Origin of the sequence: Rhizobium album (assembly GCF_003122325.1) — a bacterium.
Taxonomy (GTDB): Bacteria; Pseudomonadota; Alphaproteobacteria; order Rhizobiales; family Rhizobiaceae; genus Metarhizobium; species Metarhizobium album.
Window position 1 is genome coordinate 57,686 of the sequence record NZ_QFBC01000022.1, and the last position, 19,712, is coordinate 77,397.

A 19,712-nucleotide genomic window follows, 5' to 3' on the forward strand; every position below is an offset into this window, starting at 1 on the left:
TAAATAAAGCAGTGCTTTATGCCGATGCCGCAAAACGAGACGGGGTATGTTTTCCGTCTTCGTCGGCCGGTACCCGGCTCGCTTCGACAATCGGCCGTGCTTCGGCTGAGGTATCGGAGAGAGGCGGCACCGCGTTGACGACATGCTCGATCTCGGACCGTGGCGTCGGCCGGCCGAAGAGATAGCCCTGCACCTGAAGGCAGCCTTCGTTCCGCAGGAAATCGATGTGCTGCTCGGTCTCGACCCCTTCCGCCAGCACGGGAATGTCGAGGCTGGCCGCCAGGATCAGCGTCGAGCGAATGATCGCCGCCGACTGGCGGTTGGTTTCGACGCCATCGACGAAGGCCCGGTCGATCTTGATCTTGTCGAAGGGGAAACTCTGCAGAGTCGACAGCGACGAATAACCGGTGCCATAGTCGTCCATGGCGATCTTGACGCCGAGAGTCTTTAATTGCCGGATGGCGTGCAGCGCCCGCTGCTGGTCGGCAACGATGCCGCTTTCGGTGATCTCCAGTTCAAGCCGGCTCGGGGCAAGGCCGCTGTCGATGAGAATCTGATGCACCATCGCGGGGAAGCGCGGATCGGCGATCTGCTGGGCCGCGACGTTGACGGCGATCTTCAACGGATTTTTCCAGCCGGCAGCCTCGATGCATGCCATGCGCAGCACCCATTCGCCAAGCTCGAGGATGAAACCGGTCGATTCGGCGATCGGGATGAAGTCGCCCGGCGTAATCATTCCGCGCTGGCCATGCCGCCAACGCAGCAGCACCTCGAAACCGATGATCTCGCGGCTGACCGTATCGTTCTGCTGCTGGTAGAAAAGCTCGAACTCGCCTTTTTCGATGCCGTGGCGCATCTCGATGGCCAGCGCGTTGCGCTCGCGCGCAGCAAAGTCCATGGAGGCGTCATAGAAGCAGACGCTGCCGGATGCGGTGTTTTTCGCCCGGTACATGGCAACGTCCGACTGCGCCATCAGATCGTCGAGCGTCTTTCCATCCAGAGGATAGGTCGCGATGCCGACGCTGCTGCTGACCGAAAAGACCTGGTTGTTCCAGGCGATGGGGCGGGCGATCTGGTCGAGAAGCCGGTGCGCCATCGCCGCCGCCTCGGTGCGGCTGTAGCACTGCTGCTTGATGGCGACGAATTCGTCGCCGCCCATTCTCGCAAGGAATTCGCCATCTGCCAGGCACTGGCTGGTCCGTTCGGCAATCGTCCTCAACACCGCGTCGCCGGCACTGTGGCCATGGACGTCGTTGATTTCCTTGAACCGGTCGAGATCGAAGGAGAGCACGACGAAGCGGGCGGTATCGTCCAGCCGGCAGTTTTCGAGAACGGTCGCCAGATGTTCGTTGAAGGCGGCACGATTGGGCAGGTTCGTCAGCGGGTCATGCAGCGACAGGTGCCGATAACGCGCCACGGCGGCCATGTTGGTCTGGCTGTCGATCGCATAGGTCGACGCGCCGAGCGACAGCAGCAGCAGCGTGATCGCGGTGACGCCGAAACTCATGAAATAGGTGGACAGCAGTTCCGTCGGCTCCACCACCCGCGGGTCGAAGACGACGTTCAATGATGCCATGCCGGTGAAATGCGTCGAGGCAATCGCCGCAACCAGCGCCGCAATCGCCCCGTAGCGACAAAACCGGGTCGAGGGACGAACCACGCGGTTGGTCGCAAGCACGCCGAACAGCGTCCCGAGAATGATGGAGGCGATGGCAAAACCGCGGTCGTATTCGACGACACCCTGCACCATGTAGGCCGACATGCCGGTGTAGTGCATGGCGGCGATGCCGAGGCCGATGATGCCGCCGCCGGCCTCCACGAACATGCTGCGCCGGCCGTAGGTCGCCAGGCCAAAACCGATCATCGCCGTCGACACAGCCAGGAACAGCGACACCAGCGTCACCGATGGATCGTAGGAGGACGTCACCTCCGGAAGATATCCGAGCATGGAGAGAAAATGCGTCGTCCAGGTCGTGGCCCCGCCCATCGTGCCCGTCAGGAACAGCCAGTTCAGGCGCTGCAGGCCGGTGGTCCGGCGCGCCCGCGAAAACAGCCTTATCGTCAGCATGCAACCCAGCACGCAGACGGCAACCGCCGCGGCGATGTACCGTAGATCGTGATCGGTGACGATGCAGGAAAAGACTTGTAGCATGGGCATTGTATCCATCGCGGCATTTTTCGCACCATTTCATATTTAAAACAGATGTTGGAAGCGTTTCGAAGGATGGTAAAACGAAGCCTAATCGTGTCCTTGGGCTGGAAAGGGTCCGCGCGCGGGCCGCAACGCTTGCCATGGCGGACGGTTTATACTATAGCGCGCGGGTCCGCGTAGACACCCTTGGAGGCAACGCGGATGAGGTCGTTTATAAATGACCTCCGGTTCTGCCGGCATTGTCGAGAGACGCGGCCAGAACTCTCCAAATAACCTCGAAAGGAAATGCCATGAGCCACGCAACTTACGAGCTCAAGGCCGAGGCGCGCGAACGGGTTGGTAAGGGGTCCTCCCGTGAACTTCGCCGCAACGGTTTGATCCCCGCTGTCATCTACGGTGACAAGCAGGCCCCCATCGCAATCGCCTTGTCCACCAACGAAGTGACCAAGCGCATCCACGCCGGCGGTTTCATGACCACGGTCGCCACCATCGACGTCAACGGCGAAAAGATCAGCGTCCTGCCGAAGGACTACCAGCTCGATCCGGTCCGCGACTTCACCATGCACGTCGACTTCCTGCGCGTTTCCGCCAGCAGCAAGGTCACCGTCGAAGTTCCGGTCCACTTCGTCAACGAAGAGAAGTCCCCGGGCATCAAGATCGGCGGCGTTCTCAACATCGTTCGTCACGAAGTCGAAATGCACTGCCCGGCCAACGCCATTCCGGAATTCCTGACCGTCGACCTGACGGGCGCGAAGATCGGTGACAGCATCCACATCTCGCATGTGTCGCTGCCGGCCGGCTCTACTCCTGTTATCGCCGACCGCGACTTCACGATCGCCACGATCGTTGCTCCGGCTGGTGGCGTAGACGAGTCCGCAGCAGAAGCATAAATCTCGTTTTCGAGATTGTGGAATATAGATATGAAATCCCGTTTCCTTCCGGAGACGGGATTTTTTTATTTAAAATTTTCAACAATGCTGCCAAGATGCTTTTAGCAAGCCGTCAAGAATAAGGTCGGCTGTTTTGCCGACTTCAGCAACCTTTAAGACTTTTATGGAACGATTTGCTGCTTTCATAAAAACATAGGAGTGGGACGGGTGGGGGAATCGGCCGTCGGGAATATGAGGCGGAGACCGGAGTGATGCGGCACTCCGTCGAAAGCCGGTTTTTGGCGATCGTGTGTGCAGCGCTCCTGTTGTTCGTGGCGCCCCTCTTCGTATTGTTCCTCGTGCTGTCGTCCGAAAGAGCGGTCAAGGACCAGCGCGACCACGTTTCGATCCTGCTGACGGTCAACCAGCAAGCCCTTGGCAAGCCGCTCTGGGAACTCGACCAGGAAAGCGTTTCCCAGATCATCGCCACCATCCTGGCGGATCCGACGGTGATGGCGGTCAGTGTCCGCGATATCTCCGGCAGCCTGAACATCACCCGCCCGACCTTTTCGACCTTCGCTTCTCCGCATACGGAATCGATCAGCCGCGAGATCACCTACGAAACGCCGACCGGCCGCAAGAACGTCGGCATCGTCACCGTCTATTTCGAGGAATTCGGCGTGTTTTCCTCGCTCAAGCAGATCGAGGTCGGCTTCATCTCGATCTTCATCTTTGCCGTCATCGCCGTTTTCGGCGCCGCGATCATCGGCAACCGGCTGATCGTCATCACGCCGCTGCTCAGGCTGTCCGACGCCATCCAGGCGACGCGGCGGCTCGGCTCGCGCCACCACGTCGACTGGCAGTCCAACGACGAGATGGGCATGCTGGCGGCAAGCTTCAACGAGATGCAGAGCACGCTGGAGCGCGAGGAGCGCGAACTGAAGCTGGCGCACAAGCGCGCCACCGATATCTACAATCTGACCCCTGCCATGCTCTTCTCGCTCGATCCCGAGGATCGGATCACCGCAGTGAGCAACTACTGGCTGGTGGCCACCGGCTACGAGCGCCACGACATCATCGGCCAGCGTTTCGAGGACAAGGTCCATCCCGGCAGCCGCGGCAAGTACCGCGCCCGCAAGCAGGAGGGCAAGGGCGAAAAACGCACCCTCGACGTCACGGTGAAGTTCATCTGTGCCGACGGGCATCTGATGGACGTGCTGATCGTCGAGTCCGAAAGGGCGGCAACGGACGGCGAGAACAGCGAACACCTGTCGCTGAGCGTCATGACCGACGTCACCGAGCTGAAGAACGCCGAGGATCGCAATCACCGCCAGGCCATCACCGATCACCTGACAGGATTGATGAACCGCCAGGGACTGGAGGCGGCGCTGGCGGAAAAGATCCGCGAAGCCGATGCGAGTCAACAGCAACTGGCCTTCCTCTTCATCGATCTCGACCGGTTCAAATGGATCAACGACCATCTCGGCCATGCCGCCGGCGATGCCGTTCTGTGCCAGGTTGCCGACAAGATCGCCCCCTTGCTGCAACACAATGACAGCGCGGCCCGCCTCGGCGGCGACGAATTCGCCATCGTCCTCCTGTCCGACCGCGCCGAGGACGTGGCACTCGATGTCGCCGCCAACCTGTGCGCGATCTTCGAAGCCCCCTTTACGGTCGAAGGCACGGAGACGCGGTTGAGCGCCTCCATCGGCATCGCGCTTTATCCCGAGCATGCGACGTCGGCAGCCAACTTGCTGCAGAAATCCGACATGGCCATGTATGCCAAGAAGCACGACGGCAAGAACGGCGCGCTGATGTTCGACAATTCGATGATGGACAAGGCCCGCATCCGCGCCGAAATCGAAGCGTATATCGAGGAAGGCCTGGCGCAGAACTGGTTCGACGCCTATTTCCAGCCGATCATCGACCTCAACCGGCAGCGCATCACCGGTTTCGAGGCGCTGATGCGCATGGTGCATCCGCAGAAGGGCATATTGCCGCCGGGCGAAATCATCAACGTCGCGGAAGAAACCGGCTCGATCTCCCGTCTCGGCAACGTCATCCTTGAACGCGCCATAAGCCATCTTGCGATGGTCAGCCGGACGGCCGGCCTAGAGGATTGCTACCTCGCGGTCAATTTTTCGCCGCTGCAGTTCGAGCCGGCCCTGCCCGCGCGCATCACCGCGCTGCTGGCCCGCCACGACATCAAGCCCAGCCGCATCGTCATCGAGATCACCGAGGCGGTGCTGATGCACGACAATCCCGAGATCCGTCGCATCCTGGATGAGATCAGCCAGTTCGGCTGTCGCATCGCGCTCGACGATTTCGGGACCGGTTATTCGTCGCTGAGCTATCTCAACCGCTTCCCGGTCGATCTCGTCAAGATCGATCAATCCTTCGTCAGGTCCGTCACCGACCCCGATCCGGATGTGCGTCAGAAGAGCCGCATGCTGGTGGAAGGCATCACGACGATTTCCCACAAGATGGGATGCACCGTCATCGCCGAGGGCGTCGAGACGCACGATCAATGGATGCTTCTGAAACAGATGGGCGTCGATTGCGGTCAGGGTTACTTCTTCGCCCGGCCGCAAGCCGTGCATCGGCTTCTGGAAACGATCGCCGAAGAACCTCTGCAATATGTGGCGATGGGAGCGGCGTGACACTCTTTTAGGCATCGCAATGGGCTGATGAGAGGACGCGACAATGAGACATATGGTCTTGACGGCACTGCTTTGCCTTGCGTCGGAAGCGCAGGCTGCAGAGATTTCGTTTACGACGGAGGAATACCCGCCCTACAGCTACAGGCAGGGTGATCGGTATTTCGGCATCGGCGTCGAACAGATCCAGGCAATGATGAAGGATGCCGGCCTGCAATACGACATGGAAATGATGCCCTGGGCCCGCGCCTATGCCACGGCCCAGACGCAATCCCGGCACTGTGTTTTTGCCGCCGCCCATATCGCGGAGCGCGACGGGTTGTTCAAATGGGTCGAGCCGCTTCTGATCGACCGTAACATTCTGGTCTCGCGGCAGGGCGCCGACATCAAGGTGACGAACCTGGAAGATGCCAGGCAATACACGATCGGCACCCAGCGGGGCGATTACACCGCCGATCTCCTGAAGGAAAAGGGGTTTGCCAAGGTCGATCTCGCCGCAGATTTCAGCCTGACCCTGAAGAAGCTGCTGAGCGAACGCATCGAACTGATGCCGATGTCGCAGAACGTCTATACCGAGCTGCGCAAGCAGGGCACGCCGATCGAGGAAGTGATGGTGTTTTCCGAGCAGAAGCTCGGCATTGCCTGTCACAAGGATGTCGACGACGCGACGATCGACAAGATGCAGAAGGCGCTGGACATGCTGATCGCCGACGGACGGCAGGACAAGATCTTCATCAAATACGGCATGCAGCCCAGTCGATAGAGCATGCCGCGCAAAAGTAGGCAGCGATTTTGCGAAAACGACATGCAAAATAAAGAGCGAAAGCGCTGAGAGCGAATCTGAAAGAGCGCGACACGCTTTCGCCGCCTGACCGGCGAGAATCCGGTTGACATCCAGCCCGTTTCGCGGTGGTGGAACGGGCAATGCTTTCGCAAGGATCAACCGGTCATGCTCATCATCGCGGGTCTTGGCAATCCCGGCGCCAAATATGCCGACAATCGCCACAACATCGGTTTCATGGCCGTCGACGCCATCCAGCGCCGCCATTCGTTTTCGCCCTGGTCGAAAAAATTCAAGGGCGAGATTTCCGAAGGCGAGCTGGGCGGCGAGAAGGTGCTGCTGATCAAGCCGCAAACCTTCATGAACGTTTCCGGCGAGTCCGTCGGCGAGGCGATGCGTTTCTACAAGCTGGAACCGAAGGACATCGTGGCGGTCTACGACGAGCTCGACCTGGTTGCCGGCAAGGCCCGCATCAAGACCGGCGGCGGCCATGGCGGCCATAACGGCATCAAGTCGCTCGACGCCCATTGCGGCAGGGAATATCGCCGCCTGCGCCTCGGCATCGGCCATCCCGGCGCCAAGGAAGCGGTCATCGGCCATGTGCTCGGCGATTTCGCCAAGGCGGACACCGTCTGGCTCGATCCCCTGCTCGACGCCATCGCCGACAATGCCGCCATGCTGGCCAAGGGCGAGGATTCGCAATTCATGAACAAGCTGGCGCTTGCGACCGGCGGCAAGGCCGACGACGACAAGTCCTCCGCCAAGCCGGCCAGGGAGAAGAAGCCGGCAGCACAATCGCACATCCACCAGGCCCGCCAGCACGGCCAGCAGAAACCGCTGCCGGCAACCGGGCCGATGGCCGAGATGCTGAAGAGAATGTTCAACAAGGGCGAATGACCGGCGGCGTGCACAGCAGCAGGAAAAAGGATCGGAACCGATGGACAAGGCAATCGATATCGACGGCATCGCCGGAGAGCTGGTGACGCTTCGCGACTACTGGCGTTATGCCATTTCCCGCTTCAACGCCGAAGGCCTGAGTTTTGGCCACGGAACGACAACCGCCGGCGACGACGCCGCCTTCCTGATCCTCGACAGCCTCGACCTGCCGATCGACACGCTCGACCCCTTCCTCGACGCCCGGCTGATGCCCGCGGAGCGACGGCTGCTGGCCGAACGCATCGAGGCGCGCGTCGCCACCAGAAAACCCTCCGCCTATCTCACCGGCCGCTCCTACATCCAGGGCCTGCGCTTCCATGTCGACGAGCGGGTGATCGTGCCGCGGTCGCATATCGGCGAAATCCTGTTTGCCGAATATCTCGGCGAGGACGACTCCGCCTATCTGCCGGATCCGCTCAGCGTCGAAAGCGCCATCGACATCTGCACCGGCTCCGGCTGTCTTGCCATCCTGGCGGCAAAATTCTTCCCGAATGCCGCCGTCGATGCCGTCGATCTTTCGCCCGATGCGCTCGACGTCGCCAGGTTGAACGTTGCCGAGCACGATCTGGAAGACCGTGTCAGCCTGCATCACGGCAACCTCTTCGCGCCGATCCGCAACCGCAAATACGATATCATCATCACCAATCCGCCCTATGTCGACCACGAGTCCATCGCGGCGTTCACCGATGAATACCGCGCCGAACCGGCCATGGCCTTCGACGGCGGCGAGGACGGGCTGGATATCGTCCGCCGCCTGCTGGTCGAGGCCCCGAAGCACCTCAACCCCGAAGGCGGCATGCTGTGCGAAATCGGCGCCGGCCGGGAGATCCTCGAAGACGAGTTCCCCGATCTCGACTTCCTGTGGCTGGAAACCACGGAATCGCAGGACGCAGTGTTCTGGGTCAGCGCCCGGTCGCTGGGCGTGCAGGCCAAGAAGAAGAAGTAGGTTATTCTTCCGGCTCGGTGGTGAACATCAGCGGGAAGCCGGCTGCCTTGCCGAGATCGGTCGCCTCCTTGGCCCTGGTCTCGGCGATATCGCGCGGGCAGACCATCACCACGCTGGAGCCGAACCGGTGCGCCGTCATCATCACCCGGTGGCCGGCTTCCTCGCTCATGCGGAACACCGCCTTCAGCACCATAGTGACGAATTCGCGCGGCGTGAAATCGTCGTTCAGCAGGATGATCTTGTAGAGCCTCGGGCGCTCGACCTTCGGCTTCGTCCTGGTTTTCGGCTTGAGGGTGATGTCGTCGTCAGCCATCGCATATCCACCTTCTGATGACCGGAACAGGGCGTGATGCCAACGGTGGCATTATTGCACGGCAATCAAGTCGGCTTCAAGACAAGGCCGGTCTTCTGCTGCAACGGCGCGGCGGCGATCTGAATGCGGCCGTTCGGCAACAGATCCACATCGACGGTGTCACCGGGCTTGACGCCCAGATGCCGCAACACCTCCTTTTTCAAGGTCACCTGTCCCCTGGCCGTGATCTTCAACGAAATCAGGGTCGGTCCTTTCGAACCTGAAAATAGAACATATTGCTCCGACTTTCCATCGCCGGCGCATTTCAAACCTCGTCTTTCGCCCCGGGCCACTTGACCTTGCCCGGCCCTTTCCGCAAAAGGCTCAACAACGAAATTTTATCGAACAGGTTTCAGGCCATGGGCTTCAAATGCGGTATCGTCGGCCTGCCGAATGTCGGCAAGTCGACCCTCTTCAACGCTCTCACCAAGACGGCCGCCGCGCAGGCAGCCAACTATCCCTTCTGCACCATCGAGCCGAACACAGGCGAAGTCGCCGTGCCGGACCCGCGCATGCAGAAGCTGGCGGCGATTGCCGGCTCCAAGGAAATCATCCCGACGCGCATCTCCTTCGTCGATATCGCCGGCCTGGTGCGCGGCGCGTCGAAGGGTGAAGGCCTCGGCAACAAGTTCCTCGCCAACATCCGCGAAGTCGATGCCGTCGTGCATGTGTTGCGCTGCTTCGAGGACGACGACATCACCCATGTCGAAGGCAAGATCAATCCGGTCGGCGATGCCGACACGATCGAGACCGAGCTGATGCTCGCCGACCTCGAAAGCCTGGAGCGCCGCGTCGAGCAGACCCGCAAGCGCGCCACCGGCAAGGACAAGGAGTCCGTCGCGCAGCTTCCGGTCATGGAAGCCGTGATCAAGCTCCTGAACGAGGGCAAGCCGGCCCGCCTGCTGCTCAAGACGCTTGCCGCCGACGAAATCGAGATCCTCAAGGGCCTGAACCTTTTGACCTCGCACCCGGTGCTCTATGTCTGCAACGTCGCCGAAGGCGATGCCGTGGAAGGCAATGCGCACACGAAGGCGGTTGCCGAAATGGCCGCGGCCCAGGGCGCCGAATGCGTCATCATCTCGGCCGCCATCGAAGCCGAGGTCGCCCAGCTGCCGGAAGAGGAAGCCAAGGAGTTTCTGGGCGCGCTCGGCCTTGAGGAAGCAGGCCTCGACCGCCTGATCCGCGCCGGTTACCACCTGCTCGACCTGATCACCTATTTCACCGTCGGCCCGAAGGAAACCCGCGCCTGGACCATCGTTCGCGGCACCAAGGCACCGGCCGCCGCCGGCGTCATCCACACGGATTTCGAACGCGGCTTCATCCGCGCCTTCACCATCTCTTTTGACGACTACATCAATTTCAAGGGTGAAGTCGGCGCCAAGGAAGCAGGCAAGGGCCGCGACGAAGGCAAGGAATACGTCGTCCATGACGGCGACGTCATCCACTTCCGCTTCAACACCTGATCACGGTTTCCGTTTCTGCTTTCCGCTGCCGCCCTTCACCGAAGAGGCGGCAGTTTTTCTTTCAGCGCCGGCGGCAGCGCCGCAAAGATCCAGCGACGGAAATGCGGCCAGCCGACACCGATGGTCAGCACGATCAGGCCGACGATCAGCAACGTCGCAAAGGCATAACTTTCCGGCTGGGCCTGCATCCGCTGCAGGATGCTGGCGGTCGCAAATCCCAGCGACGCCAGGCCTGAGGTGACGAAGGCGCGCCGGTCGATGATCAATCCGATCGCCATGAACAGGATGACTATGGCGACCACGACCAGCGCCTTGCCGGCCCCCGCATCGCCGGAAAAGACGCTGCTGTCGAGCTTGCCGAGGAAAACGAAGGCCAGCATCGAATACAGCAGCGCCGGCGCCGCTGCCAGATGCAGCCAGAACGCGATATCCGACCACCGCGAGATCCTCAGCCGGTCCGCAAGGTCGTACCACATGGCAACGGCGAACAGCCCCAGCGCCGTGACGAGGAAGATCGTCGAGGACAGTGCCGGCCGGTTGCTGACGAAATCCGGATCGCCGGTGGCACGCGACAGGCCCAGGAAGACCAGCGCGAGCGCAAGGGAAAACACCGACAGGATGAGCACGCCAAGAGACAGCGGAATGCGGTAGCGCCAGTAAAATGGCAGCAGCGCCACCGGAAACGGCACGGCCATCAGCAGGAATTGCAGCAGCGGATCGACGTTTTCACCGAACATCTCGGTAAGACCGACCAGCGCGGTGAAAAAGATCCATTGCGCATAAGCGATGGTGAGGACGACGGCCGGCAAGGCCAGCCGCTGCCGCCGCACCAGGATTTCCGCCAGGATCACAATCGCCGGCAAGGCCGCCAGGAAGGAGCCGATCCCCCAGATGCCGGACAGCACGATGACGATCCCGATGGTGATCAGCACGTCGTGGAAACCGCGGATGAAGCGCGGCGCCTCGGTGTCCTCCACCGGCGCGATTGCATCTGCGCCCCTTGGCCCGGCAATGTCCGTGACGCCCGTATCGGTGCGGGCGGGAAACGTCACGCCGCGCTCCTCCAGATAGGGAGCCAGCCTCGAAGCCTGCTCGGAGGAGATGATGCCTTCGCCGGCGGCGGCATCGAGAACCGATTTCACATTCTGCATGTCGTCCTGTTCCGATCGCTTTCGTTTGCCTCGCCCGGAGGCCGCGTCACCTTAAAGCATGTCGTGCAAAACTGCGCGGCAGTTTTGCCGAAGACGGCATGCGACAAAACAACGGCCTACCGGTTCTTCGCACCTTGAAAAACCTCGCCGGCCTCGCCATTGTGCCCGGCGAAAGAAGACCGGGTGAAAACGTGACGAAATACAGCTTTGAAGATTTTACGCCGGGCCGGGTCTTTCCGCTCGGTCCCAAGCATGTAACGGTTGAAGAGATCATAGAATTCGCCAGCGAATTCGATCCGCAACCCATGCATCTCGACGAAGCGGCCGGCCGCGACAGCATCCTCGGCGGCCTGGCGGCCTCGGGATGGCACACCAGTTCCATGGTGATGCGCATGATGATCGACAGCTACCTGCTGAACTCGCTCTCGGAAGGTTCCCCGGGCATCGACCTGATGGAATGGAAACGGCCGGTGCTCGCCGGCGACACGCTGTCCGGCCGCACCACCGTGCTCGAAGCGCGCGCCCTGCGCTCGCGCCCCCGCGTCGGCATCGTCAAGCTGCGCCACGAGGCGGAAAACCAGCGGGGCGAGATCGTCTCGGTCTCGGAGAACTCCATCATGTTCCGCATGGCCAAGGCTCCGGAGACGTCGGCATGAAAATGAGCGAACTCTACCACGACACGAAGCTGGAGATCGGCACGCACCGCTTCGAGGCGGCCGAGATCATCCGTTTTGCCGAACGTTTCGATCCGCAGCCGTTCCACATGGATGCCGAAGCGGCAAAGAACACGCTGTTCGGTGGCCTCTGCGCCTCCGGCTGGCACACCTGCGCCATGTGGATGCGCAGCTTCGTCGACTACTGGACCGTCGAAACCGAGCGCCTGAAGGCCGAAGGCATCGTTCCGCCGCAGCTCGGCCCCTCGCCCGGCTTCCGCGACCTCGCCTGGTTCCGGCCGGTCTTCGCCGGCGACAGCGTCACCTACACCGTGACGCTGACGGCGAGCCGCGAACTTGCCTCGCGGCCGGGGCGCATCCTCAACACCATCGTCTGCGAAGGCACGAACCAGAACGGCCTGCCCGTGGTACGGTTCGAAAGCACGGTGCTGGAATTCGCCTGAGCTTCAGGCAGCACCGGATATGGCAAATGGATTGGGGGCTTTGAGCCGCCCCCGACAAACATCTCAGTGGCCGCTGAATTCCACCAGCGTGCGTACTTCCACGCCGAGCGCCTCGAGCTTGGCGCGGCCGCCGAGATCCGGCAGGTCGATGACGAAGCAGCAGGATATGACGTCGGCGCCGATCTGACGCAGCAGCTGCACCGCGCCGACGGCCGTTCCGCCGGTGGCGATCAGGTCGTCCACCAGGATCACCTTCTCCCCCGGCTGCACCGCATCGCGATGCATCTCCATCTCGTCGACACCATATTCCAGGCTGTAGGCGATGCGCACGGTCTCGTGCGGCAGCTTGCCCTTCTTGCGGATCGGCACGAAGCCGGCCGACAGCTGGTGGGCGACGGCGCCGCCGAGGATGAAGCCGCGGGCTTCCATGCCGGCGATCTTGTCGATCTTCAGCCCGGCATACGGATTGACCAGCTCATCGACGGCACGGCGGAAGGCGCGCGGATTGCCGAGAAGCGTGGTGATATCCCGAAAGATGATGCCGGGTTTCGGATAATCCACGATCGAGCGGATCGAGGCGGCAAGGTCCGGGGCGGTGGTCGTCATAAGGTATCCGTGATTTTAAGGTTGAGACCGGACACTAGCAATCAGCCCGGCCGAGGCCAATAAAAAAGGCGGTCCGAAAACCGCCTTTTCATAATCGATGCCAGGAACCGCTCAGTGTTCCTTGCTGGCGTAGACCGATTTCTTCGTCAGGTAGATCAGGCCGGTGAAGATCACCAGGAACACCATGACCATGAAGCCGGTGCGCTTGCGTTCTTCGAGATGCGGCTCGGCGGCCCACATCAGGAATGCCGAAACGTCCTTTGCATACTGGTCGAGCGTCTGCGGCGCGCCATCGTCGTAGGTGACCTGGCCGTCGCTGATCGGCGGCGCCATGGCGAGCGCCGCGGCGCTGGCGAAGTACGGGTTGTAATGCGTGCCCTCGGCGACTTCATGGCCCGCAGGCGCATCCTGATAACCGGTCAGCAGCGAATAGATGTAATCCGGCCCGCCTTCCTGGTACTGGGTGAAGATGTCGAAGACGAACTGCGGGAAACCGCGGGTGACGCCGCGCGCCTTGGCCAGCAGCGACATGTCCGGCGGCGCGGCGCCGTTGTTGGAGGCCGCGGCAGCTTCATGGTTGGCGTAGGGCGACGGGAAGTGATCGGAAGGGACCGCCTTGCGGGTGTACATCTCGCCATCGCCGTTCGGGCCGTCCTGAACTTCGTAGTTCGCGGCAAAGGCCTTCACCTGCGCTTCGGAATAACCCAGGCCTTCCAGCGTGCGGAAGGAAACCAGGCTCATCGAGTGGCAGGCGGAACAGACTTCCGTGTACACCTTCAAGCCGCGCTGCAGCTGACCCTTGTCGTAGTGGCCGAACGGACCTGCGAAGGACCAGTCGACATTCTTGGGGTGGTGGATCGGATAGTGTGGCGTGCCACCTTCGGCATGCTCGCCTTCCGCAGGGGCGGCGGCCTCTTCGGCATAGGCGGCAACGCCCATGCCAAGACCGGCGACCACTGCGAGCGACAGGATGCTTGCAACAAGCTTCTTCATGTTTTTATTCCCTCTCTGCCGCCTGTCTCAAGCCTTGGCCGCCGACTTGGCGCGCTGTTCCAGCACAGCCTCGGTAATCGAATTCGGCAGGCGCCGCGGGGTTTCGAAAAGACCCAGGAGCGGCATGATGACGATGAAGAAACCGAAGTAGTAAAGCGTACCGAGCTGCGACAGGACAACGAAGATGCCTTCCGCCGGCTGCGCGCCGAGCCAGCCGAGCATGATGGCATTGGCGACGAAGATCCAGAAGAACAGCTTGTACCACGGACGGTAGACGGCCGAACGAACCTTCGACGTGTCGAGCCACGGCAGGAAGAACAGGATGATGATCGCGCCGAACATCACCAGGACGCCGCCGAGCTTGGAGTCGATCGGGCCGACATTGAAGGTGATGGCGCGCAGCATGGCGTAGAACGGCAGGTAATACCATTCCGGAACGATGTGGGCAGGCGTCTTCAGCGCGTCGGCCGGGATGTAGTTGTCCGGATGGCCGAGATAGTTCGGCATGTAGAACACGAACCAGGCATAGACGATCAGGAACACCGATACGCCGAGCGCATCCTTCAGCGTCGCATAGGGCGTGAAGGGAACGGTGTCGGTCTTGGTCTTGACCTCAACGCCGGTCGGGTTGGTCTGGCCGGTCACGTGCAGCGCCCAGACGTGCAGGACGACGACGCCGGCGATCATGAAGGGCAGCAGGTAATGCAGCGAGAAGAAGCGGTTCAGCGTCGGGTTATCGACCGCGAAGCCGCCGAGCAGGAACTGCTGGATCCACTCGCCGACCAGCGGGAAGGCCGAGAAGAAGCCGGTGATGACGGTCGCGCCCCAGAAGGACATCTGACCCCAGGGCAGAACGTAGCCCATGAAGCCGGTCGCCATCATCAGCAGGTAGATGACCACGCCGAGGATCCAGAGGATTTCGCGCGGCGCCTTGTAGGAGCCGTAATAGAGGCCGCGGGCGATGTGCAGGTAAACGGCGATGAAGAAGAACGACGCGCCGTTGGCGTGCATGTAGCGCAGCAGCCAGCCGTGGTTGACGTCGCGCATGATCTTCTCGACCGAAACGAAGGCAACGGTCGATTCCGCAGCATAATGCATGGCGAGAACCACGCCGGTCAGGATCTGGACGACCAGCATGACCGAAAGCATGGCACCGAACGTATAGGCATAGTTCAGGTTGCGCGGGACCGGATAGGCGACGAAGCTGTCGTAAATCAGACGCGGAAGCGGAAGACGCGAGTCAATCCACTTCTCTAGACCGGTCGCCGGTTGGTAACTTGAATGACCACTCATAATCAGTATCCCCTTAACCGATCTTGATCACTGTATCGGAAACGAAAGAAAAGGTCGGAACCGCCAGGTTCATCGGTGCTGGGCCCTTACGGATACGGCCGGCCGTATCGTAATGAGACCCGTGGCAGGGACAGAACCATCCGCCGAAATCGCCGGCCTGGCCGAGCGGAACGCAACCCAGATGTGTGCAGGAACCGATCATCACGATCCAGTTTTCCTTGTCCTTGCCGGCGGAGCGATCGACGTCGGTCGCCTGGGCGTCGGCCGGAAGGTTGGCATTGCGGGCGATCGGATCCTTGAGATCGCTGAGCGCCACGGCATTGGCTTCCTCGATTTCCTTCGGCGTACGGTTGCGGATGAACACCGGCTTGCCGCGCCACTTCGCCGTCAGCGACATGCCGGGCTCGAGGCTCGATACGTCGACTTCGATAGAGGCGAGAGCCAGCGTCGAGGCGTCCGGACGCATCTGATCGATGAAAGGCCAGGCAACGGACACCGCGCCGACAGCACCAGCCATGCCTGTCGTCAAGTACAGGAAATCACGGCGAGTGGGCTCGCCAAGGGTTTCGCTTGTCGTTTCGTGTTCGCTCACGGCTAAACCATCCTCTGCGCAAAATTTCGCGATAAACGCACTGCCCCCAAACCGGCGAATCGAATGTGAACATATTTTAGCCACAGATTCCCCGGCAATCCGGCGCGTTCTATGCTTGATCGCAAATTATGTCCAGCCTTGACAAGGGGCGCGGGCACAATGTCGCGGCAAACTGCCACACTTTTTTGAACAAGCGGCGAGCGCGCCTGTCTTTCGCGTGTTATCCCTGTAAAATCATGGAGTCAGGCGGGTGGGCGCCACCTTTGGCCCCGTTTCGGCATGTCCGGGCGCCGGGCGACGGCGGAGACGGCCCGCACGGGTCGCGTGCCGTGGAAACCGGTTCAGTTCGCACCGTCGTCGATGGCAATCATGCCGCCCGATTGCCGCGACCAGAGGTCGGCGTAAAGGCCGCCCTGCGCGATCAACTCGGCATGGGTGCCTTCCTCGATGATGCGGCCCTTGTCCATCACCACCAGCCGGTCGAGCGCCGCGATGGTGGACAGCCGATGGGCGATCGCCAGCACCGTCTTACCCGCCATCAGCTGTTCCAGGTTCGACTGGATCGCCGCCTCCACCTCGGAATCGAGCGCCGACGTCGCCTCGTCGAGCACCAGGATCGGCGCGTCCTTCAGCATGACGCGGGCAATCGCGATGCGTTGCCGCTGTCCGCCCGAAAGTTTTACCCCGCGTTCGCCGACATGCGCGTCAAAACCCATGCGGCCGCGCTGGTCCTGCAGGTGGGCGATGAACCGGTCGGCTTCGGCCCGCTGCACCGCCTCCAGCAGTTGTTTTTCGTCCGCATCCGACCGGCCGAAGAGGATGTTGTCGCGGATCGAGCGGTTCAAAAGCGCCGTATCCTGCGTCACCATGCCGATATGGCTGCGCAGCGATTCCTGCCGCACCGTCGCAATATCCTGCCCGTCGATCAGGATGCGGCCGGATTCGAGGTCGTAGAACCGCAGGAGCAGATTGACGAGCGTCGATTTCCCGGCGCCGGAGCGGCCGACGATGCCGACCTTCTCGCCGGGGCGGATGGTGAGCGTCAGGTCGTCGATGACGCCCTTGCCGCCGCCGTAGTGAAAGGAGACATGCTCGAAACGGATCTCCGGCTGCTCGACCTTGAGATTGGCGGCACCGGGCCTGTCGAGGAGACGGATGGGTTGGGAGACCATCTCGGCGGCGTTCTGGATCGTGCCGAGGTTGCGCATGATCGCGTTGAACTGCGTCATCAGCCGGCCGAGCAGCATGTTGAGCCGCAGCACGAGGCCGAGCGTATAGGCGACGCTGCCGGCGGTCATCACGCCCGCAAACCACAGATCGACGGCAAGGAAGGCGATCGAGGCGATCATGAAACCCGACAGCAGCGACAAAGACGCGCGAACGCCGGTGATGTGGCGGGTAAAGGCGATCACCGACGCCTGGAACCGGTCGAAACCTTCGCGGACGTAATGATCGTTGGCCTCCTCGCGGCTGAAGAGTTTCAGCGTCTGGATATTGGCATAGGCATCGACCATGCGGCCGTTGAGCATCGACGAGGTTTCGGCGGTGTTGCGCGCCAGCCTTCGGATGCGCGGCACGAAGAAGCGCGCAAGCAGGCCGAACCCGACAAGCCAGGCCAGGATGACGGCGGCGAGCCGCCAGTCGAGCGCGGCCACCAGCGCCATGGTCGACAGCGCATAGATGGCGATGAACCAGACGACCTGCAGCAGCGACACCATGAGGTCGCCAGTCGCCTGGCCGGCCGACCAGACCTTGCTGACGATGCGGCCGGAAAAATCATTGTGGAAGAAGCTCAACGATTGCCGCGCCACATGGGCATAGGCCTGCCAGCGCATCATGTTGAAGAAGCCCGGGACGATCGTCTGCTCTTCGAGAAGCGCATTCGCGGCGACGATGACGAAGCGGCCGATCATCACGAAGGCCAGCATGCCGAGAAGCTGCCAGCCATGCGAGGCAATCAGCCCCGACCAGCCCTCGCCCTTCGGCGTCGTATCGAGCATATCGACCAGCAGCCCGACGGACCAGAACAGCCCCGCCTCGACCACAGCCACCAGACCGCCCACCACCAGCATGGCCGCGAACGGCGCCTTGGCCTGCGACACGTAGAACCAGATGAACCGGTAGGTTCCCTGCGGCGGCCGCAGGTCGCCCTTGCGATGGTACGGATCGATCCAGGTTTCGAAGAAATTGAAGACGGCGCGTATCAGCATGCAGCGGATATAGGGGGATTCTCCGCAGGAGCCAAAGCGCAAAGAGCAACAAAAACCTTATATTTCGGTAATGTATTTACGCGCTTGCGGTTATCCCAGCCGCCCTACCGGAATGATCTCCGACAAGCCTTCGTCACAGGGCGCGCCGTGCCAGTCGCCCAGCCAGCGCTCGACGACCAGCCCGGCCTCCTCGGCAAGCTCGGCAATTTCGGCACGCGATGCGAAGGCGAGATCGGAGGCGGCCTGAAAGGTGTGGCCATCGGCGGTGCGGTAGAAGGTTTCGTAGGTGACGATGCCGCTCCTTTCGTCGCAGCGGACGTCGTTCCAGGATGCCACCGTGCCGAGGCGCGGATGGTCGATCTCGCGCTGCGACAGCGCGGGCGTCCATTCCCGCCACTCGGTAAGAGCAGGATTGCGGCTGTCGAACACGAACCGGCCTTCCGGGGCAAGATGCGCGGCGATCGTCTTCAACACCGCCAGCCTGTCCGCCCGCGTCAGGAACACCTGGAAAACATGGCCGGTGAGCACCACGAGATCGAAAACCGCGCCGAGCCGCATGGTTTTCGCGTCCGCTTCCACCCACTGGACCCGCTCACCGCCCGGCCTGTTCCGGGCGATGTCCAGCATCGGGCGGGCGGGATCGGCACCGACGACACGCTCGACGGTGACGGCGATATCCGCCGCGAAGCGTCCGGTGCCGCAGCCGAGGTCGAGAACCGAACCACAGCCTTGCGCCAGTTGCCGGCAAAAACTCAGGTCATCCGACCAGTCGTTGTCGAGATCGTAGAACTGCGCCAGGTCGGCATCGTTATAAAGTCGGTCGTCACGCATGGCATCATCCTTGCAATAGGTTCAGCGGTAAAAGACCTCGTCCCGGCGGACGAAAGCACGGGCCGCCAGCACCCAAAGCGCCGTCTGCGCTGAAAAATCTACGATTGCGATTGAACGAGTACGGCCTGCGGCTCGATCCCATCCCGCTGATCCCGAAGCGAGGACTGGAAACGCGAGAGGTCGCCGTAATTGACCAGGAACTGCGCGGCGACCCTGTTCTGCATCGCCGGTTCCTGCCCCGGATTTGGCGGCGTCGCCAATTCCACGCTGACACAAACGAGACCACGAGGCCCGCCCGGTGTCACCACGATGCGGACATGGACCCGGTCGAGGACCCCGTCCCGCCAATATCCGCCCTCGAGCAGGGGCTCATGGCCCGCCTCGATCGGGAAGGCGCCCAGCGCCGTCTCGAAGTCGCGCAGATGATTTTCCCCGATCCACGCCGAACTTTTCCCGGCAAAATCCCCGGCGCTGACGGTGACGAAGAGTTCTCCGAAGCCGTTGTCATCAGGTTTGTATGTCAGCAGCAAACGGTTCATCGGCGCAGCCCAGTTGTTGGAAAAAACGGCGGCAATCGGCAATTTGGCGAGCGGTGTGTTCCTGTGGCGGAGGCCGCGGATTACTCCGCGGCCTCCGTCAGACTGCTGACAAACCCCTGGCCTTGACTGGGGGTTTATGATTCACTGGGACATGTTGAAGAAACCCGCTCCCGAACAGACGGCCCTCGAGATGGTGACGCTCGATGGGTTGGTGCCGAAAGACC

19 protein-coding genes are annotated in these 19,712 nt (G+C 61.7%); 8 read left to right on the top strand and 11 right to left on the bottom strand.

Translation table 11 applies throughout. The features are described 5' to 3' along the window. Positions 1 to 16: 16 nt before the first annotated feature. On the bottom strand, positions 17 to 2,152 hold the full coding sequence (locus DEM27_RS29965) for a putative bifunctional diguanylate cyclase/phosphodiesterase (protein WP_109461946.1): 2,136 nt from the start codon (positions 2,150 to 2,152) through the stop codon (positions 17 to 19). Between the two features lie 290 nt (positions 2,153 to 2,442). Between DEM27_RS29965 and DEM27_RS29970 the strand changes: the two genes are divergently transcribed. From DEM27_RS29970 to prmB, 5 genes are all read left to right on the top strand, one after another. Beyond that, a complete protein-coding gene (locus DEM27_RS29970) occupies positions 2,443 to 3,042 on the top strand; it encodes a 50S ribosomal protein L25/general stress protein Ctc (protein ID WP_109461922.1) in 600 nt (199 codons plus the stop codon). 251 nt (positions 3,043 to 3,293) lie between these two features. Next, entirely contained in the window at positions 3,294 to 5,681 is a 2,388-nt protein-coding gene (locus tag DEM27_RS29975; RefSeq protein ID WP_109461923.1) for a bifunctional diguanylate cyclase/phosphodiesterase, read from the top strand. Positions 5,682 to 5,724: 43 nt separating this feature from the next. Continuing rightward, a complete protein-coding gene (locus DEM27_RS29980; RefSeq protein WP_109461924.1) occupies positions 5,725 to 6,441 on the top strand; it encodes a substrate-binding periplasmic protein in 717 nt (238 codons plus the stop codon). Positions 6,442 to 6,627: 186 nt separating this feature from the next. After that, positions 6,628 to 7,356, top strand: a complete 729-nt coding sequence (gene pth / locus DEM27_RS29985) for an aminoacyl-tRNA hydrolase (RefSeq protein WP_109461925.1) — start codon at positions 6,628 to 6,630, stop codon at positions 7,354 to 7,356. A 40-nt stretch (positions 7,357 to 7,396) separates the two neighbouring features. Beyond that, a complete protein-coding gene (gene prmB, locus DEM27_RS29990; RefSeq protein ID WP_109461926.1) occupies positions 7,397 to 8,341 on the top strand; it encodes a 50S ribosomal protein L3 N(5)-glutamine methyltransferase in 945 nt (314 codons plus the stop codon). Position 8,342: 1 nt separating this feature from the next. On the opposite strand, the gene clpS is transcribed toward prmB, so the two are convergent. Together clpS and DEM27_RS33735 are read right to left on the bottom strand one after the other, a co-directional pair. Further along, positions 8,343 to 8,654: an ATP-dependent Clp protease adapter ClpS gene (gene clpS, locus DEM27_RS29995; RefSeq protein ID WP_109461927.1), complete on the bottom strand. Its 312-nt coding sequence runs from the start codon at positions 8,652 to 8,654 to the stop codon at positions 8,343 to 8,345. A gap of 65 nt (positions 8,655 to 8,719) precedes the next feature. Further along, positions 8,720 to 8,986: an AbrB/MazE/SpoVT family DNA-binding domain-containing protein gene (locus tag DEM27_RS33735; RefSeq protein ID WP_128755596.1), complete on the bottom strand. Its 267-nt coding sequence runs from the start codon at positions 8,984 to 8,986 to the stop codon at positions 8,720 to 8,722. A gap of 66 nt (positions 8,987 to 9,052) precedes the next feature. On the opposite strand from DEM27_RS33735, the gene ychF reads away from it, so the two are divergent. Further along, positions 9,053 to 10,156: a redox-regulated ATPase YchF gene (ychF, locus tag DEM27_RS30000; RefSeq protein WP_109461947.1), complete on the top strand. Its 1,104-nt coding sequence runs from the start codon at positions 9,053 to 9,055 to the stop codon at positions 10,154 to 10,156. 35 nt (positions 10,157 to 10,191) lie between these two features. Here ychF and DEM27_RS30005 read toward each other — a convergent pair whose 3' ends face one another. Continuing rightward, positions 10,192 to 11,307 carry a hypothetical protein gene (locus DEM27_RS30005; protein WP_109461928.1) on the bottom strand — a complete coding sequence of 372 codons (1,116 nt, stop codon included), beginning with the start codon at positions 11,305 to 11,307 and terminating at the stop codon, positions 10,192 to 10,194. A gap of 98 nt (positions 11,308 to 11,405) precedes the next feature. Between DEM27_RS30005 and DEM27_RS30010 the strand changes: the two genes are divergently transcribed. Both DEM27_RS30010 and DEM27_RS30015 read left to right on the top strand, forming a co-directional pair. Then, complete coding sequence (locus tag DEM27_RS30010; protein WP_109461929.1) at positions 11,406 to 11,963, top strand: MaoC family dehydratase; 558 nt, start codon at positions 11,406 to 11,408, stop codon at positions 11,961 to 11,963. After that, positions 11,960 to 12,424, top strand: coding sequence for a MaoC family dehydratase (locus tag DEM27_RS30015; protein WP_109461930.1), 465 nt, complete (start codon positions 11,960 to 11,962; stop codon positions 12,422 to 12,424). Before DEM27_RS30010 ends, DEM27_RS30015 begins: the two co-directional genes overlap by 4 nt. A 63-nt stretch (positions 12,425 to 12,487) precedes the next feature. Here DEM27_RS30015 and DEM27_RS30020 read toward each other — a convergent pair whose 3' ends face one another. The 7 genes from DEM27_RS30020 to DEM27_RS30050 form a co-directional block, all read right to left on the bottom strand. After that, positions 12,488 to 13,030, bottom strand: a complete 543-nt coding sequence (locus tag DEM27_RS30020; RefSeq protein WP_109461931.1) for an adenine phosphoribosyltransferase — start codon at positions 13,028 to 13,030, stop codon at positions 12,488 to 12,490. Positions 13,031 to 13,141: 111 nt separating this feature from the next. Next, a complete protein-coding gene (locus tag DEM27_RS30025; RefSeq protein ID WP_109461932.1) occupies positions 13,142 to 14,023 on the bottom strand; it encodes a cytochrome c1 in 882 nt (293 codons plus the stop codon). A 27-nt stretch (positions 14,024 to 14,050) separates the two neighbouring features. Next, a complete protein-coding gene (locus tag DEM27_RS30030) occupies positions 14,051 to 15,316 on the bottom strand; it encodes a cytochrome b (RefSeq protein ID WP_165823685.1) in 1,266 nt (421 codons plus the stop codon). Positions 15,317 to 15,329: 13 nt separating this feature from the next. Then, positions 15,330 to 15,908, bottom strand: a complete 579-nt coding sequence (petA, locus tag DEM27_RS30035; RefSeq protein ID WP_109461934.1) for a ubiquinol-cytochrome c reductase iron-sulfur subunit — start codon at positions 15,906 to 15,908, stop codon at positions 15,330 to 15,332. Positions 15,909 to 16,249: 341 nt separating this feature from the next. Beyond that, positions 16,250 to 18,118, bottom strand: coding sequence for an ABC transporter ATP-binding protein (locus DEM27_RS30040; RefSeq protein WP_109461935.1), 1,869 nt, complete (start codon positions 18,116 to 18,118; stop codon positions 16,250 to 16,252). A gap of 90 nt (positions 18,119 to 18,208) precedes the next feature. Next, positions 18,209 to 18,949, bottom strand: coding sequence for a class I SAM-dependent methyltransferase (locus tag DEM27_RS30045; RefSeq protein WP_109461936.1), 741 nt, complete (start codon positions 18,947 to 18,949; stop codon positions 18,209 to 18,211). Between the two features lie 98 nt (positions 18,950 to 19,047). Continuing rightward, complete coding sequence (locus DEM27_RS30050; protein WP_128755597.1) at positions 19,048 to 19,488, bottom strand: hypothetical protein; 441 nt, start codon at positions 19,486 to 19,488, stop codon at positions 19,048 to 19,050. Positions 19,489 to 19,712 lie beyond the last annotated feature (224 nt).

What these genes read in the sequence shown, in the direction of transcription:
- DEM27_RS29965 (WP_109461946.1), bottom strand. Translation starts at nt 2,152, where the DNA reads ATGCTACAAGTCTTTTCCTGCATCGTCACCGATCACGATCTACGGTAC.
- DEM27_RS29970 (WP_109461922.1), top strand. Translation starts at nt 2,443, where the DNA reads ATGAGCCACGCAACTTACGAGCTCAAGGCCGAGGCGCGCGAACGGGTT.
- DEM27_RS29975 (WP_109461923.1), top strand. Translation starts at nt 3,294, where the DNA reads ATGCGGCACTCCGTCGAAAGCCGGTTTTTGGCGATCGTGTGTGCAGCG.
- DEM27_RS29980 (WP_109461924.1), top strand. Translation starts at nt 5,725, where the DNA reads ATGAGACATATGGTCTTGACGGCACTGCTTTGCCTTGCGTCGGAAGCG.
- pth (WP_109461925.1), top strand. Translation starts at nt 6,628, where the DNA reads ATGCTCATCATCGCGGGTCTTGGCAATCCCGGCGCCAAATATGCCGAC.
- prmB (WP_109461926.1), top strand. Translation starts at nt 7,397, where the DNA reads ATGGACAAGGCAATCGATATCGACGGCATCGCCGGAGAGCTGGTGACG.
- clpS (WP_109461927.1), bottom strand. Translation starts at nt 8,654, where the DNA reads ATGGCTGACGACGACATCACCCTCAAGCCGAAAACCAGGACGAAGCCG.
- ychF (WP_109461947.1), top strand. Translation starts at nt 9,053, where the DNA reads ATGGGCTTCAAATGCGGTATCGTCGGCCTGCCGAATGTCGGCAAGTCG.
- DEM27_RS30005 (WP_109461928.1), bottom strand. Translation starts at nt 11,307, where the DNA reads ATGCAGAATGTGAAATCGGTTCTCGATGCCGCCGCCGGCGAAGGCATC.
- DEM27_RS30010 (WP_109461929.1), top strand. Translation starts at nt 11,406, where the DNA reads ATGCGACAAAACAACGGCCTACCGGTTCTTCGCACCTTGAAAAACCTC.
- DEM27_RS30015 (WP_109461930.1), top strand. Translation starts at nt 11,960, where the DNA reads ATGAAAATGAGCGAACTCTACCACGACACGAAGCTGGAGATCGGCACG.
- DEM27_RS30020 (WP_109461931.1), bottom strand. Translation starts at nt 13,030, where the DNA reads ATGACGACCACCGCCCCGGACCTTGCCGCCTCGATCCGCTCGATCGTG.
- DEM27_RS30025 (WP_109461932.1), bottom strand. Translation starts at nt 14,023, where the DNA reads ATGAAGAAGCTTGTTGCAAGCATCCTGTCGCTCGCAGTGGTCGCCGGT.
- DEM27_RS30030 (WP_165823685.1), bottom strand. Translation starts at nt 15,316, where the DNA reads ATGAGTGGTCATTCAAGTTACCAACCGGCGACCGGTCTAGAGAAGTGG.
- DEM27_RS30040 (WP_109461935.1), bottom strand. Translation starts at nt 18,118, where the DNA reads ATGCTGATACGCGCCGTCTTCAATTTCTTCGAAACCTGGATCGATCCG.
- DEM27_RS30045 (WP_109461936.1), bottom strand. Translation starts at nt 18,949, where the DNA reads ATGCGTGACGACCGACTTTATAACGATGCCGACCTGGCGCAGTTCTAC.
- DEM27_RS30050 (WP_128755597.1), bottom strand. Translation starts at nt 19,488, where the DNA reads ATGAACCGTTTGCTGCTGACATACAAACCTGATGACAACGGCTTCGGA.